This window comes from Marinicella litoralis (assembly GCF_002591915.1).
Classification (GTDB): Bacteria; Pseudomonadota; Gammaproteobacteria; order Xanthomonadales; family Marinicellaceae; genus Marinicella; species Marinicella litoralis.
In genome coordinates, this window is sequence record NZ_NIHB01000001.1 from 774094 (window position 1) to 789057 (window position 14964).

Below are 14964 nucleotides of genomic sequence, written 5' to 3' on the forward strand. Positions count from 1 at the left end.
AAAGGCGTACTTCGGTACGCCTTTTTTTATTGAATTAATATGTCAAAAAATCATTGGACAGCCTATTGGAAGTCAGGCGTACTCACTTCCTTACCAGCAGACTTTAAAGTCAACTATGATGGCGAACTGGCCGATTATTGGCTATCTGTACTTCAACAATACGATCAAGAAATTACCACCTTAGATGTTTGTACTGGTAATGGTGCAGTGGCAATTTTAGTCAAACAATTGGCACAACAACTAGATCTCAATATCAATATGACGGCAGTTGATGCATCAGACATCAAACCTGCATCAATCTTAAATAATTTCCCAGATATGCAAGATGTGATTAATCAAATTGATTTTATTGGAAATTGTTTGATTGAGAATATGTGTGAGAAGATAAATTCGAAATTTGAATTGATCGTCAGCCAGTATGGTATTGAATATTGTGAAACTGAACCGGCTGCGCAGAACATCGTTAAATTGCTTAAAGAGAAAGGTAAGTTTGTGTTTATATCACACGCCCCTGAAACAGCAATGATGGCATATATGCAAACAGAAGAACAAGTGTATCAAGTTCTGGAAGACGTAAAAGCCTTTGAAATTCTGCATCAATTTTCAAATGATAAAACCACTGTCAATGGTTTTAAGATTAAGTTAAAGGCGTGCTTGGCAGCCATGAGTTTACATGCTGCGTATAGAAGCAATGCTTTGTTCAATACTTGGGGAAATACCTTGTCTCAATTACTGAATATGCCTAATGCTGCTTTGAAACAGCAAAGAATAAAGGCCAAGGAATTTTCACAACAATATGAATTCGCCAGAGCAAGGGCCAATGACATGTTGCGTGTCAGTGATAAATTGTTGAATGATCCCAAATGGTATCAAGCGTTTGAACGTGCGGGATTGACCTTAATAAATCAAGGTGATATTAGATACCAGAATACACACAATGTGGGGCATTTTTATGAATTCACTAAAGACTAATTAATGAGGTTTCTTATCAGCCGTTGATTGATGATCTGCTGTTTGGATGTGGTCATCCGATTTGATTTAACTATGGCTTTCAGGCTTTTCAACGCTTCTTCAAAATCATCATTGACCACCAGAAAATCAGCTTTGTGGTAATGTTTTAACTCCGCTATTGCTTTGGTCATTCGTGTTTCAATCACTTCTTTAGAATCTTGTCCCCTGTTTTCTAATCGGTCTCTCAATGCCTGAATACTGGGTGGCAAAATAAATATACTGATGGCTTGTGGAAATCTGTGCTTGATTTGTTCAGCACCTTGCCAATCTATTTCGAGCACCACATCATGTCCATCATCCAACATTTTTTGAACGGTGTCTTGTGAGGTGCCATAGTGGTTTCCGAACACATTGGCCGATTCCATAAAAACACCTGCTGATTCCATTTGTTTGAATTTGTCTTCACTGATGAAGTGATAGTTGTAACCGTCAATTTCTTTTGGTCGTGGGTTCCTGGTGGTGTGGGAGATTGAAAGCTTCAAATGGTTGGTGTCCCGAACCAAGGCATTGACCAACGATGTTTTACCGGTTCCTGATGGGGCAGAAACAATATATAAGGTGCCGATGAGTTTACTTTTTTTCATGGTTATTCTATGTTTTGTATTTGTTCACGCATTTGTTCAATGGCCACTTTAAGGTCAATACTGGCATTTGAAGTTTTTATGCTGGCAGATTTTGAACCAATGGTGTTGGATTCACGATTGAGTTCTTGTATCAAGAAATCTAATCTTCTGCCAACTGGCTCAGATAGTTCAAGTACTCTGTTGAATTCTTTGACATGGGCATCAAGTCGATCGAGTTCTTCTGTGATATCAATTTTCTGTAATTGCATGGCAATTTCTTGTTCAAACCGGTCTGGGTTCACTTCAACATCCAATTCTGCTAATTTGTTTTTTAGTTTGCTGGAAAGCTGGGCATTGATTTCTGGAACAAAGGTACGTATCTCGTTGGTTAATGATTCAATCAAGTTAACTTTGTCTTTTAATACCAGCTGCATTTCTTTGCCTTCACGTTTGCGAGATTCAATCAACTGTTGCACGCTGGTTTGAATCAAATCAATGGATGTTCTGTTGAGCTCTGAAGTGTCAGTTGGTTTTTGTACAATGACATCAGTCCAATTCATCAGTTGATTCACTGACAAGCGATTGTCCAGTTGGTGTTTGGTTTCGATATCAGTGGCACAGGATTTCAGTTGTTTAACCAAAGCATGGTTAACCGTTAACTCTGTCAAGCTGATGTTGTCATTAGGATAAAACCGAATAAAAACCGAAACTTTGCCTCTAGAAATTGAATGACTAAAAAGTTTTCTGAATGCACTTTCACTGGCGCGCAGAAAATCAGGACACTTGATGGTCAATTCTAAAAAGCGTTGGTTGACTGAGCGAATTTCACAGGTAAGCCTACCTAAGTGATTTTCAACTTCGTGAGAAGCAAATGCGGTCATTGATTGCATATCTGGGAATTGCTGATTTAAGTAAGTCGACTATTATAAAGTATAGTCATTAAAAGAATGAACAAGATGTGACTAATAGGCTAATGAATTTTTCATAGTTAGCCTGTATAGTGTATAAAAAAAGAGGAAAATCCATGAAAAATATCACTTGGGCCCTGTTGTTAATGCTGGTCATTAATGTTTCAGTGGCAGATGCAAAAGAACCTACAAAAGATGATCCGTTTTCGGGCATTAAACTACGTAGCATAGGGCCTGCACTGATGTCGGGTCGGATATCTGATGTCGCCATAGATCCAAACAATGAAAATATCTGGTATGTGGGAGTGGCTTCAGGTGGTGTCTGGAAGACTGTCAATTCAGGAACCACATGGGAACCCATTTTCGATAAGCAGCAAGTCTATTCGATTGGTTCTGTCACCTTGGATCCACAAAACAGCAACAGAATTTGGGTTGGAACCGGTGAAAACGTTGGTGGTCGACACATGAGCTTTGGCGATGGCATATACCTCAGTGAAGATGGCGGTGGAAGTTGGAAAAAAAAGGGTTTAGAGCAATCTGAGCGCATTTCTACCGTGGTGGTTCACCCTAAAGACAGTAATACCCTTTGGGTTGCTGCGCAAGGGCCTCTGTGGTCAAAAGGTGGGCAGCGCGGATTATATAAAACCACGGACGGTGGAAAACAGTGGAAAAAGGTATTGGGTGATGATCAATGGACAGGAGCCACTGATGTGGTGATGGATCCACGTAACCCCGACCGTTTGTATGCTGCCACTTGGCAAAGACACCGAACAGTGGCTGCTTATATGGGTGGAGGACCTGAAACTGCGATTTATAAAACCGAGGATGGTGGTGACAATTGGGTTAAATTATCCAATGGATTACCCAAGGGTCCGATGGGCAAGATTGGATTGGCCATTTCACCACAGAAACCAGATGAAATATATGCTGCCATAGAAGAGCAAAGACGAACTGGAGGAATCTACAAATCATTTGATCAAGGCGCTTCTTGGAACAAGCAGTCTGATGCAGTGTCGGGTGGTACCGGACCTCATTATTACCAAGAGCTTTACGCCTCACCGCACCATTATGATTTGCTGTATTTAATGAACAACAGTTTGTTGATCTCTGAAGACGGCGGAAAAAATTACAGGTTAATGAATGAAGGCAATAAACATGGGGATAATCATGCAATCGCCTTCAAAGCCAGTGACCCTGATTATGTATTGGCCGGGAGTGATGGTGGACTTTATGAAAGTTTTGATCTCACCAATACTTGGAAATATGTGGCCAATTTACCCGTCACTCAATTTTATAAAGTGGCAGTTGATGATGCCGAACCCTTTTACCATATTTATGGTGGTACCCAGGATAACAACACCCAAGGCGGACCTTCCAGAACTGATAATTTACAGGGCATCAGAAATTCAGATTGGTATGTGGTTCTTTTTGGTGACGGGCATCAGCCGGCTACTGAGCCAGGTAATCCAGATATTGTCTATGCTGAATGGCAACAAGGTAACTTGGTACGAGTGGATAAAACCAATGGTGAATTGGTTTACATCCAGCCGCAACCCGATGAAGGCGAGCCAGCTGAACGTTTCAATTGGGACGCGCCCATATTGGTTAGTCCACATGAGCCGACCAGACTGTATTTTGCCTCGCAAAGGCTTTGGCGATCAGATGATAGAGGTGACTCATGGCAAGCCATATCAGGTGATTTAACCAAAAACCAAGAGCGCATGCAGTTACCCATTATGGGTGGTCAACAAAGTTGGGACATGCCTTGGGATGTTTTGGCCATGAGTAATTACAACACCATTACCTCTATTTCAGAATCACCGCTGCAAGCCGGGCTGATTTATATTGGTACGGATGATGGCTTGATACAAGTCACGCAAAATGGTGGGGACAACTGGCAATCAATCAAAGTTGGCTCACTACCGGGTGTCCCGGAGGCCGCATTTGTTAATGACATCAAAGCTGACCTGCATGATGTTAATAAAGTATATATTGCCCTAGATAATCATAAGTATGGAGATTTTAAACCGTATTTATTGATGAGTAAGAACCAGGGTAAATCTTGGCAAAGTATCAATCAAGGTATTGCAGCAAAGAACTTGGTGTGGCGAATTGTTCAGGATCATATTGATGCTTCTTTGCTGTTTGCGGGCACCGAGTTCGGTTTGTACGTAAGCCAAAACTCAGGAAAGAATTGGTCTAAGCTTGATGGTGGCATGCCGACCATAGCTGTTCGAGACTTGGCCATTCAACAAAGAGAAAACGACCTGGTTGCTGCGACTTTTGGCCGTGGATTTTATGTGTTAGATGATTACAGTTTTATGCGTCATGTCAATTTTTCTCAAGCCAAAGGTGCGCAACTGTTCCCCGTTAAAACAGCACTGTGGTATTTGCCCAGGGTGGTGTTGGGCTTCAATGAAAAAGCATCGCAAGGTGATGCCTTTTACAATGCAAAAAATCCACCATTTGGTGCGGTGTTTAATTACTACTTGGCAGATGAGTTGAAAACAGCCAAAGCCAAAAGAAAAGCAAAGGAAGAACAATTGCTTAAAAAAGGCGAAGATGTCTCATTTCCAGGTTGGGCTGCTATTGATGCTGAGAATCAAGAACCAGCAGCAAAAATTTGGCTCACTGTGAAAAATGATGCTGGCAAAGTGGTTCGCAGGGTCGAAGGTACCGATGATAAAGGATTTAATCAGGTTGCATGGAACTTGCGTTATCCTGCTTTTGGTGTTTTAGGTAAAGGTGGTGGTTTCTTTTCAGATGAACCGCAGGGAATGATGGTGGCACCAGGGAAGTACCAGGTATCACTCAGCCAAGAAGTCAATGGTGTCATCACTCAATTGTCGGACCCTCAAGAATTTGAAGTTGAAAGCTTGAGACCTGGTGCGTTGAAAGGGGCAGAGCCAGAAGAAGTGGTGGGTTTTTGGAAACAACTTTCTGCCGTACAAGATGAAGTGGCTGTGACCAATACCATCCTGGCTGAGGCATTAAAGCGTTCCGAACAAATTCAAATGGCATTGAAGAACAGTTTGGCTGAACATGGAGAATTGGATCTAGAATTGTTTCAAATGACCCGTGAGTTGAATGACATTCAACAAGCAATGAACGGCTCTAAGGCAAAACAAGAAATAGGTGAAAAAACCAAAGTGACTATCGGATCAAGGTTGTCAGCAGCCACCATAGGAACATCCTTGTCTACTTATGGCCCGACCCCGACCCATAAGAAGAGTCTGGCAATTGCAGAAAAGGAACATGCGAAAATAAAATCCAGATTGATGGAAATCGTAGATGTTCAAATGCCCGCCTTGGAAGAAAAACTACAATCCATTGGAGCACCTTGGATTTATAAATAAGGATTGATTAATGGTGAGCTGGATGACTTTGGGTAATGCAGTTCATCAATCGCCTGGCGAGTCAATCAGTGCTCGCCACTTAAGATTAATGCTTTTGAAGTCGGCGATTGCTTTGGGGCTTAGTTCTTGTTTGATGAGGTTTTGACATTGTGCCTTGGCCCAATCAAATAAATCAATGTCTGCGCGATTGTGCTCCAAAATCAAGTTGAGCACGGCATCGCTCAATTCATTTTTGGTAATAAATTGTGTCGATTCATTGACCCTCTGATAATAAATATCCTTTAAGCCCAATCTGTTTTTTAACAACAACAATCCTTCGTCAAACAAACAAGTGGTCAAAACCAAAGAGAAACATTGAGACAAGACGTCTTTGGCTTCATTGAAGTAAGTTTCAGGCGAAGCTGAACCAGAATGCAAGTAACCACTGAACCTGCGTGACTGGCCATTGATTAACTCTGGACTTGGGTTAGCAGTTAAAAATTTTTCTAGGGAGTTGTTGGCGTGTGGATGCATCGGGTGGTCTTTTTTGCCTTTGACATAGTTAAAATATGAGATGACACGGTCCAAGGGATTGCGCAGTTGGGTAAAGTGAAACAATGGTTTGTCTGCAATCAATCGATACAATTGGCCATGTATAGGATGGTGACCACAGATGAACCTTGGGCCGTTCTTTTTTAAATCGATGAGCTCTGGTAATCGATTCAAATCTGGCGCATTGATATGCAGTACATCCGAAGCTTTAAAATTTTTTGCAACAATCGATTCTAGACTGGTACCAGCTGTTTTGGGTACATGAGAAAAGCAGCAAAGGTCAGTGTTTATGTCATAAGTGTTTGTAATTAAAAACTTATTTAGGTTTTTTTTGTGAATGATAAGATTTGTTAAATCTTCTGAAGTTTGCCAAGTGTTTTGCATTTTTTGTTATAATCTATTCTATGCCATGTGCTGAAAGTTTAGCATATCTTTGTAGCTTGGCATGAAAATTGAAAGATTGGTGACAATTAGTGTCAGTGGCCAAACGATTGCAGTTAAATTGTGAATTATATGGCCTTGAAAGTTAACAATCTGGATGATATCTGTGAGAGTTACTAAAAATGAGAACTGGATTCTTGTGTAAAAACGGTTAATCCAATAATCTAATCACATGGATGAACTATTAATAATAATTTTTTGAGGTAAATTGAAATGAAAAGAAATCAACAAGGTTTTACATTAATCGAGTTAATGATTGTAATCGCGATTATCGCGATCTTAATGGCGTATGCATTACCTGCATATAAAGATTACACCATTCGTACTAAAGTGGGCGAAGGCATGACTTTAGCCAGTGCATCTAAAATTGCAGTGACTGAGTATTACCAATCTGAAGGTTCTTGGCCAACTACGAATACAGAAGCTGGTGTTTCTTCAGGTAATGGTAACAATGTATCAGCGACAGCTGTTGGCGCCAATGGCGTAATTTCTGTTACTTATTCTGGTATTGCTGAAGTGACTGACGATTTAACATTGGTTCCTACAGATATTTCAGGAAGCATTCGTTGGAACTGTTCGACTGCAATCGAAGCTAAATACGTACCTTCTTCTTGTAGATAATCGTATTTAACAAAATATGTGTTATAAAGCACCACATCAGTGGTGCTTTTTTTTTGCTTTAATTAAATTATGAATAGTTACATCAAGCCAATTTTTTTGTGTTCTTTGATTGTTTTAATCGTTGCTTTTGTTTACTTGCCGGCATTAAGTGGTGGGTTTATATTTGATGATTTTAACAACCTTAATTTGCTGGCCTTTATGCAAGGTGAGTTCAGTTGGGAGCACTTGCAAACCTATCTAGCCAGTCAAAAATCAGGTCCGGTAGGCAGGCCGATTGCTTCCTTGTCTTTCTTATTAGATGCAATGAACTGGCCAGTTGAAAGTGAGCGGCCTTTTAAGGTGACAAACTTGATCATTCACTTGATAAATACTGTGTTGTTGTTTGTCTTGTTGGTTAAATTGTTTGGTCTTTTTGAAGCCAAAAAGCAACATCGGTATTGGTTGGCTTTTATTGCCTGTTTTTTGTGGGCGGTTCATCCGTTTTTTGTTTCAACCACCATGTATGTGGTTCAAAGAATGGCCATGCTTCCTGCCACATTTACCCTGATAGGCATGCTGGTTTACATCAAAGGCCGCACAATGTTGCCGAATAAACCAATGACTTCACTTTTATTGATGGTGTTTGGTGTTTGGGGCTGTTCTTTGTTGGCTATTCTCAGTAAAGAAAATGGGGTGTTATTATTGGTTCATATCTGGTTACTTGAATACCTGTTGCTGAGAAAACAGTTGGCGAACCCTTTGCCAAAAAAACCTTATTACATCATCATTGTAATGCCCGTAGTTGCTTTGCTTTGTGCGCTGGTTTACAAGCTGCCTGATCACATCAGTTACTATGATGTTCGGAATTTTGACATGTATGAGCGCTTATTGACGCAAAGCAGGATGATGTTCAAATATTTATATTATTTGTGGGTGCCAGATTATTTGACTGAAGGTGTTTTCAACGATGGTATAGTTATTTCTAAAAGCCTTATGCAGCCTGTAACAACGCTGTTTTCATTGTTCGGTGTTGTGTTGTTACTGGTTACTGCTTGGGTTTTCCGAATCAAATGGCCTTTGTTTGCTTTTGCTGTTTTGTTTTACTTTATTGGTCATGCATTGGAATCGACATATTTACCGCTTGAACTGTATTTTGAACACAGGAATTACTTACCGGCCATGTTCATGTTCGTGCCTGTCAGTTTGCTGATGTTTAAGTTAAGAAATCAACCCAAGTTGTATTACACCATACCCTGTATATTGATTTTATTTTTAACCTTCCTGACTTTTTTAAGAGCCAATGTCTGGGGTAATAACTTGATGCTGCATTACGAAACGGCACAAAAATACCCAGAATCGGCACGAGCAGCCAACATGACAGCCAGTTTGTTTGCATGGGAAGGTCAGTATGACAAGGCATTAGAAATGTTAGATTACGGCATTCAAAATCACCCTAAAATTCAACTAAGATTAAATAAAGTGGCTGTGTTGTGTGAACTGAATAGAGTCAAGGAGGTTGATTTAAAAAATGTTATTATTGACATCAAGAAAACTGACTTGGTAAAGGATGACTTGACGGCATACCGTGATTTTGTGCGCAACTTAATTCAGCGTGATTGCTATAATAATTATGGCGAAGCATATGCCCAAAAATTTTTAGATGCGTTTAAAAACAACAACTTATTTAACGCATCACAAACAGCAAGAAAGTTTTATTACTTTCAAAATGCAACGATACAAGCTAAATTATTTAAGCTACAAGCTTCCTTAGAGTCCTTCAAAAGTATTATCAGTGAAGTTGATGGTTTAGCTGATGATCCTGTTTTTGAATCTACAGCTTTATCAGCTGTTGACTATTTAAAACAGTTTGATGTGGATAAGGGTGTAGAACTGGCTGAGTATTATAAAAATTACTGTTTGCAAAATTTCACTGATTGTGACAGTATTTTCCTAAATAAATTGAGAGAAAAAATTGAAAATGAAGGCAAAAATAACACTGATAATCCCAGCCAAAAATGAGGCTGAAAGTTTAGTCAATTTATTGCCTGAATTACAACAAGCAGTACCAGCAGCAGAAATCGTTGTGGTCAATGATGGTTCCACAGACAACACCCAGCAAGTGTGTGAGTCGGCTGGAGTTAAGGTGGTTAAGCATCCATACAGCAGGGGCAATGGTGCTGCGATTAAATCCGGCGCACGTGCAGGCAGTGGCGATGTTTTTGTATTTATGGATGCCGATGGCCAGCACCAGCCGAAAGATGTGGTCCGATTGCTCAAACGATTTGATGAAGGATACGACATGGTTGTGGGGGCACGTGGTAGTGACTCTCAAGCATCCAAAGCCAGGTTATTTGGCAATGGCCTTTACAATCGGATTGCTGGTTACATGACGGGACAAAAAATCGCAGATTTAACTTCTGGTTTTCGCGTTGTAGATGCCGCAAAATTCAAAAGTTTTTTGTACCTACTGCCCAATGGTTTTTCTTATCCTACGACCATTACCATGGCGTTTTTCAGGGCTGGTTTTGGTGTTGCTTATGAACCCATCGTGGCACCAGAAAGGATTGGTAAAAGTCACATCAATTTAATTAAAGATGGGATGCGTTTCTTTTTAATTATTTTTAAAATAGGTACTTTGTACTCTCCGATGAAACTGTTTTTCCCTGCGAGCTTGGTATTTTTTCTGGTTGGCCTTTTTTATTATATTTATACTTTTCTTACCGATGGACGGTTTACCAATATGGGCGTTTTGTTGTTCAGTACATCCATATTGATCTTTTTAATGGGACTGATTTCTGAACAAATCACCTCATTGTTCTATCAGTCAAGTGCACAAAATAAAGAAAATTAGTGGTTGAATAATCGAAACTACAAACTTGAGGCTAAAGGAAATTTTTGTTGGTCTGAGGGTTCTGGTTAATCAACGGTTGGTGTTGAGTTGAGTTACGTTCAGTGAACTTATATCAATGATAAACAACGCCAGAAGAAACCCATGGTGATAAAGTCAGAGGACTTTATTTGTTTTTTGCAGTCAATGCTTGTGAATGATATTTATTCAATTTATACAGTGAACTAAATTATGCGAAAAATAAGCTACACAACTGCAGCCAAAACGTTGGGCCTCATGCTGACACTGGCATCGCTTTATTATTTGGGTCAGAGTTTATTCCAATATTCAGAAGATGTTTTGTCGGTATTGAACCAGCCTGCATTTATGGCTATTTTTGTTATTGGCGTTATCATATATGCGTTAACATTTCTTATTGTCGTTATTTCTTGGTACATTCAGTTACATCAAAAGTGTCCACATTTGAGGTTTGCAGAACTATTTAAAATTGTAGGTATATCGCAAATTGCCAAATATTTACCTGGCAATGTATTTCATATTGCCAGTCGATTTTATATGGCAAAGAAACGGGATATCAAAGCCTCGGTCATCACAAGCTCTTTAATTTTCGAGACGATATTGATCATTATTTCTGCATTATTGGTTGGCAGTATCTTCTTCTTTTTGCACAGCTTCCCCATTATAAATATTGAAATAAATTATATATATTGGTCGTTGTTTTTGTTTATTTCTACCCTGGTGATGCTCTATTACCTGAATAAAAAAGAAAATGTGCTTGAGTTGATATCAGGTTATCGGATTGTCTCCATCTTGACTTTATTTGTTGGATCGCATTTTCTCCTTGGTACCATTGTCTTTATAGAAAACCACCTTTTATTTTCTGGTGATTCATCCTTGTTTGTTTTAACCTCTATGCTTGCGTTGTCATTTGTTGTTGGGTATGTAACGCCGGGCTCTCCAGGTGGGATCGGAATTAGAGAGTTTGTTTTTGTTAAACTGGCTGTGGCTGAATTGGACGAAGGTGTTGCCTTAAGTTTAATACTTAGTTTAAGGCTGATTTCGGTTTGTGGAGATTTATTGATATATTTGATTGCATTGAAATTTAACAGACGGCCTGGGATTTGAGTCACATTTTAAGTCTATTGTATTAACAGGGTTTATGGGTTTGAAATGATCAAATGTTTATTGATTTTAGGATTTAAAAATGATTACTTGCATTATTGGAACTAGGGCACAATTGATAAAAATGGCTCCGGTTATCAAAGAATTGGAATTACATGAGTTGAAATTTCAGATTCTACTGACCGGGCAACACAAGGAAACCATGGATACACTGTTGAATGACTTTGCAATCCAAACAAAGCCTATACAACTTGAAAAACCCAACGAAATATCCAGTATTTTCAGAATGGTGTTTTGGTTCCCAAGAACTTTGATTAAGATGTTTATCAAACGAAAACAGCTGTTTGAATGCGAGGATCATGCAAAATCATGGATACTTGTTCACGGAGACACCCTTTCGACTTTGCTGGGAGCATTGGTTGGTAAATTCACTCGCTGTCAAGTAGCGCATATTGAATCAGGGCTAAGATCAAATTCTTTTTTCAGTCCATTCCCAGAAGAAATTACCAGGGTTTTGACCTTTTACCTTTCTGATGTTGGGTTTTGTCCTGGACAGTGGGCGGTAGATAACCTTAAAAAATATCGGATAAAAGCAGTAAATACAGAAACGAACACCATCATTGATTCGGTTAATGTGGCTCTAGCAAGCAATGAAATCAACAATGAAACACCCTCGCAAAAGTATGCGGTTGTATCCATTCATCGATTCGAAAATATATACAAAAAGAAAAGATTCAGACAAATTCTGGATGTTATTCATCAAATATCAAATGACTATTTAATTTTATTTGTGTTACATCCAACAACCAAAAAAAGGTTGGTGAAATACGACTGGATGGATGAATTAACAGCCAACAATAACATTTTCCTGAAACCCAGGATGGGTTATATACATTTCGTAAAGCTGTTGTCACAGTCCTCTTTTGTGATCACCGATGGAGGCAGCAACCAGGAAGAGCTTGCTTATCTGAATATACCCACGCTGGTGATGAGAGATGCCACTGAAAGGCCTGAAGGTATTGGTGAAACTGCCGTATTGAACGGATTCGAACAACCCGTTGTTGAGGCGTTTTTAAATAGAATCAAACTACAAAAAATAAACAAGGAAGCAGCAGTTACTGTCTCACCATCAAAATTAATAGTTGAATACCTCATCAACAATGAAACGCAAAAATGATCGGGGATTAAACTGGGCCTTTGATGTTGCATGAAATCAAAAGGGCTGTACAGCGGCAAAAACTGGCATTAACTGAGCGAAGCGCTTTTAATCATGTGTATTAAGACTTTAAAGTAGAGTTCAAATCAACCAAGTGATAAATATTAAATGAGACAATCAATGATTCAAAACACATTCACATGTTAGTCAGTTTACATTACAAAAATAATTTGAAAGTATTGGCACCCATTATTGCTTGGATTGCATTCATTGTCAGTGTGTACATGCCGTATTTGGTTTACCGAGTGAATCATGCTTACTATGCAGAGACATTCCTGCATCTGGTGTTACCAATCGTGATTTTTGTTTTGCCATTCATGCTGTGTATTTTGTTGATAACGGCATTTATGCCAAAGAAGATGATGGCATATTTTTCATCGATGTTAACAATGTGTGCGATATTGCTTTGGCTTCAGGGTGATCTTTTTTCGATCAGTTATGGGCAAATTGATGGCGCCGGAATGTTATTTTATCCTCATGAGATTCGGGGTTTGGTAGAAATTCTTGTGTTAAGTGCCTGTTTGATTATTGCCGTGCTGTTTCGTAAAAAGCTCAATCGGATCAGCCCAACCTTAATCACTTTGATATTCATTGCACAATTAGGCATAGTTGGTTATGGTGTTTTGGCTGATAATAAACAACCCATTAAGCCCAAACAATCAATTGAAGACAGGATTGATGAGGAAATTTTTGCATTTTCATCTGAAGACAATGTTGTTGTGATTGTTTTGGATGCTTTTGGCAGTGAATTTTTTCAAACAATGCTGCAACAAAATAATGAATTGAGTCATCAGCTTCAAGGCTTTGTCAGTTATACCGATGCCATCAGTCAATATCCGCAAACCAAGAGCAGCTTACCTTCATTCCTTACCGGTAAAATGGTGCCTGAAAATGTTCGGTATGCTGATTATTTGAGTGGCACAGTGGCAGCGGATGGCATGCCAAAATACTTTGAACAACAAGGTTATGCGGTCAGTGTTATATCGACTGCATTTGTTTGGTTCAATGAATTTTATCGAAACAGGTTTCTGTATCGAGTACCGGGTCCGGGCAAACCTGCTTTTTATTCATCAGATTCTATGAAATTACTAGATTATGGCTTGTTCAGAATGTCGCTGCAGGTGACCAAGCATCATGTTTACAACGGCGGGTTCTGGTTGGTTTCTGATTACATGAGTGGATACAATCGCATACCAGATATCTATCCAACCAGGGCTGCAGCAATGATGGATTATTACCCAACAAAGTTACATGTGTCAGATGCCAATCCTCGATTTAAATTGATTCATTTTGTACTGCCACACCCTAAATTTGTGTACAAGCAAAATTGTGAATTCCAATCAAACATTGAATATTCAAATGATGCCATGTTGCAACAGTCTTATTGCACAATGAAGAAGTTATTGGCATTGTTTGAAGTGATGAAACAATACAATGTCTATGACAACTCATTGCTGGTGGTGATGTCTGATCATGGCGCCAGGATGTTTGATACGCGAGATGAAACAGGAATGCCGTCAGAATTCGAATTGAAATCATCTGGTATATTGTTAATGATAAAAGATCAGCATGCCACTGGCCAACTGGTACAGGATAACACGCCAGTTTCTTTGATAGGTGTCAGTCGTCAATTGAAACAGCTGCTTTCACAAGCTGGCACTGTCAGGTTGAAGCCGGAAAATGAACGACTTTATTATTCATACCGTTCAGACATAGGGTCAACCAAAGCGAATATTCCAGATGGCGTTGTTTATCAGGTTGAACCAAATTACAGTGAACCGACCAGTTGGCATGCCCTTAAAACTTCAGTCAGTCACTGCCCTGCTGTTGAAGTATTGGGGCGTGTTAATCTCGATCAGACCCAAACCGCTTCATATTGTTATAAGTATGGCTTCAATGATTTTTCTGAATCCCTAGGTGGGCTGGAATTGGTGGGCAGTGGAGGCATCATTGTGTGGCAAACCAATTCGCTTGCAAAACCACAGCTGGGTAATGATTATGAGTTAACAGTGAGCATAGAAAGCAACCATGAAATCAGTGCTTTTCTGCAAATCAACAGTGACCAGTCAACAGCTCAAGAATTGACGTATCGTGCAGAAGAGGAATTGTTTACTGTCCAACTCAATGACTCTATATTTGAAAGCAACACCAAATTAGAATTGTTTTTCAATAAGTCATCTAAGAGAAGGTCGAATGGCAACCCAACCATGGCAGATGATACGACTGAATCTGGTCAGGTTGTGATTAAATCAATAGAAATAACAAAAATTAATTGACAGTTCACAGTCATGACCGCGAGCAAAAATTTTCCTAACTATCAGCACATGTACTTTCTATATGATTGATCTATAATCATTGGATTACACAC

11 protein-coding genes are annotated in these 14964 nt (G+C 39.4%); 8 read left to right on the forward strand and 3 right to left on the reverse strand.

Features of this window, described 5'->3' with window-relative positions:
* The first annotated feature begins 39 nt into the window (after positions 1-39).
* The gene (locus CCS90_RS03440) at positions 40-972 is read left to right on the forward strand and encodes a class I SAM-dependent methyltransferase (RefSeq protein WP_099018096.1); all 933 of its coding nucleotides are present in this window, start codon (positions 40-42) and stop codon (positions 970-972) included.
* Here the strand turns inward: CCS90_RS03440 and gmk are convergent.
* Both gmk and CCS90_RS03450 read right to left on the reverse strand, forming a co-directional pair.
* Positions 969-1595 carry a guanylate kinase gene (gmk, locus tag CCS90_RS03445; protein WP_099018097.1) on the reverse strand — a complete coding sequence of 209 codons (627 nt, stop codon included), beginning with the start codon at positions 1593-1595 and terminating at the stop codon, positions 969-971. The two genes, CCS90_RS03440 and gmk, sit on opposite strands and share 4 nt — an antisense overlap.
* Positions 1596-1597: 2 nt before the next feature.
* The gene (locus CCS90_RS03450; protein WP_099018098.1) at positions 1598-2464 is read right to left on the reverse strand and encodes a YicC/YloC family endoribonuclease; all 867 of its coding nucleotides are present in this window, start codon (positions 2462-2464) and stop codon (positions 1598-1600) included.
* Positions 2465-2598: 134 nt separating this feature from the next.
* Here CCS90_RS03450 and CCS90_RS03455 point away from each other — a divergent pair, with 134 nt between their 5' ends.
* On the forward strand, positions 2599-5838 hold the full coding sequence (locus tag CCS90_RS03455) for a VPS10 domain-containing protein (RefSeq protein ID WP_099018099.1): 3240 nt from the start codon (positions 2599-2601) through the stop codon (positions 5836-5838).
* A gap of 45 nt (positions 5839-5883) precedes the next feature.
* Here CCS90_RS03455 and CCS90_RS03460 read toward each other — a convergent pair whose 3' ends face one another.
* Positions 5884-6753, reverse strand: coding sequence for a sulfotransferase family 2 domain-containing protein (locus CCS90_RS03460; RefSeq protein ID WP_099018100.1), 870 nt, complete (start codon positions 6751-6753; stop codon positions 5884-5886).
* A 270-nt stretch (positions 6754-7023) separates the two neighbouring features.
* Here CCS90_RS03460 and CCS90_RS03465 point away from each other — a divergent pair, with 270 nt between their 5' ends.
* The 6 genes from CCS90_RS03465 (at position 7024) to CCS90_RS03490 (ending at position 14872) form a co-directional block, all read left to right on the forward strand.
* Positions 7024-7431 (forward strand): pilin, encoded by a 408-nt coding sequence (locus CCS90_RS03465; protein ID WP_099018101.1) that lies wholly within the window; start codon positions 7024-7026, stop codon positions 7429-7431.
* 69 nt (positions 7432-7500) lie between these two features.
* Entirely contained in the window at positions 7501-9429 is a 1929-nt protein-coding gene (locus CCS90_RS03470) for a hypothetical protein (RefSeq protein ID WP_099018102.1), read from the forward strand.
* Positions 9389-10261 (forward strand): glycosyltransferase family 2 protein, encoded by an 873-nt coding sequence (locus CCS90_RS03475; protein ID WP_099018103.1) that lies wholly within the window; start codon positions 9389-9391, stop codon positions 10259-10261. The genes CCS90_RS03470 and CCS90_RS03475 overlap by 41 nt, the downstream gene beginning before the upstream one ends.
* A gap of 228 nt (positions 10262-10489) precedes the next feature.
* Positions 10490-11383 carry a lysylphosphatidylglycerol synthase domain-containing protein gene (locus CCS90_RS03480; RefSeq protein ID WP_099018104.1) on the forward strand — a complete coding sequence of 298 codons (894 nt, stop codon included), beginning with the start codon at positions 10490-10492 and terminating at the stop codon, positions 11381-11383.
* Between the two features lie 79 nt (positions 11384-11462).
* Positions 11463-12557, forward strand: a complete 1095-nt coding sequence (locus CCS90_RS03485; protein WP_099018105.1) for a UDP-N-acetyl glucosamine 2-epimerase — start codon at positions 11463-11465, stop codon at positions 12555-12557.
* A gap of 179 nt (positions 12558-12736) precedes the next feature.
* A complete protein-coding gene (locus tag CCS90_RS03490) occupies positions 12737-14872 on the forward strand; it encodes a sulfatase-like hydrolase/transferase (RefSeq protein WP_099018106.1) in 2136 nt (711 codons plus the stop codon).
* Positions 14873-14964 lie beyond the last annotated feature (92 nt).

Bases quoted from the DNA above. Each gene is read 5' to 3' on its own strand.
- CCS90_RS03475 (WP_099018103.1), top strand. From the start codon at position 9,389: ATGAAGGCAAAAATAACACTGATAATCCCAGCCAAAAATGAGGCTGAA.
- CCS90_RS03480 (WP_099018104.1), top strand. From the start codon at position 10,490: ATGCGAAAAATAAGCTACACAACTGCAGCCAAAACGTTGGGCCTCATG.
- gmk (WP_099018097.1), bottom strand. From the start codon at position 1,595: ATGAAAAAAAGTAAACTCATCGGCACCTTATATATTGTTTCTGCCCCA.
- CCS90_RS03460 (WP_099018100.1), bottom strand. From the start codon at position 6,753: ATGCAAAACACTTGGCAAACTTCAGAAGATTTAACAAATCTTATCATT.
- CCS90_RS03450 (WP_099018098.1), bottom strand. From the start codon at position 2,464: ATGCAATCAATGACCGCATTTGCTTCTCACGAAGTTGAAAATCACTTA.
- CCS90_RS03440 (WP_099018096.1), top strand. From the start codon at position 40: ATGTCAAAAAATCATTGGACAGCCTATTGGAAGTCAGGCGTACTCACT.
- CCS90_RS03490 (WP_099018106.1), top strand. From the start codon at position 12,737: ATGTTAGTCAGTTTACATTACAAAAATAATTTGAAAGTATTGGCACCC.
- CCS90_RS03455 (WP_099018099.1), top strand. From the start codon at position 2,599: ATGAAAAATATCACTTGGGCCCTGTTGTTAATGCTGGTCATTAATGTT.
- CCS90_RS03485 (WP_099018105.1), top strand. From the start codon at position 11,463: ATGATTACTTGCATTATTGGAACTAGGGCACAATTGATAAAAATGGCT.
- CCS90_RS03465 (WP_099018101.1), top strand. From the start codon at position 7,024: ATGAAAAGAAATCAACAAGGTTTTACATTAATCGAGTTAATGATTGTA.
- CCS90_RS03470 (WP_099018102.1), top strand. From the start codon at position 7,501: ATGAATAGTTACATCAAGCCAATTTTTTTGTGTTCTTTGATTGTTTTA.